Source organism: Ralstonia sp. RL (assembly GCF_001683835.1).
Classification (GTDB): Bacteria; Pseudomonadota; Gammaproteobacteria; order Burkholderiales; family Burkholderiaceae; genus Ralstonia; species Ralstonia mannitolilytica.
Genome location: NZ_LWRX01000212.1, coordinates 1 through 628, shown reverse-complemented (window position 1 = coordinate 628; position 628 = coordinate 1). Strand labels below are relative to the sequence as shown.

Below are 628 nucleotides of genomic sequence, written 5' to 3'. Positions count from 1 at the left end.
AGACCAGGTTTTTGCGAGGAGAACTGTCCGACGACATAGCGCCGTGCCCCGTCGCCCAGTGCGGTGAGCAGCACGACGGCAGCGACGCCGATGGCCATGGCCAGCACCGACAGCGCCGTCCGCACCGGGTAGCCGGTGGCGGCATCGCGGGCGAAGCGCAGGGTGTCGCTCAAGCGCATGGCGAGCCCTGCGCCGAGTCGTGCTGCAGCCGGCCGTCCTCCATGGCCAGTTGGCGACGGGCGCGGGCGCCCAGTGTCGCGTCGTGGGTGACGACGACCAGCGTCACACCGCGACCGTTCAGTTCTTCGAGCAGGCGGATGACCTCCTCGCCGGTATGGCGGTCGAGGTTGCCGGTCGGCTCATCGGCGAGCAGCAGCGGCGGCTGCATGATCGTGGCGCGGGCGATCGCCACGCGCTGGCGCTGGCCGCCGGACAGTTGATCCGGCTTGTGGTCGGCCCGCCGGTCCAGGCCGAAATCCTTGAGCGCCCTGGCGACGCGCCGGTTGCGCTCGGCCGGCGGGATGCCGGCCAGCGTCATCGGCAGCGCGATGTTCTCGGCGGCGGTCAGGCGCGGTACGAGGTGAAAACTCTGGAAAACAAAGCCGATCTTGGCGCTGCGCACGCGGGC

2 protein-coding genes are annotated in these 628 nt (G+C 70.7%); both read right to left on the bottom strand.

Going from position 1 to position 628, the window contains the following annotated elements:
• Window positions 1-179, bottom strand: a 179-nt coding sequence (locus A6M56_RS19845; RefSeq protein WP_286758358.1) for an ABC transporter permease, incomplete at its 3' end; no start/stop codon positions are given.
• On the bottom strand, window positions 170-628 hold a 459-nt coding region (locus A6M56_RS19840; protein WP_286758357.1), incomplete at its 5' end, for an ABC transporter ATP-binding protein. The genes A6M56_RS19840 and A6M56_RS19845, both read right to left, overlap by 10 nt.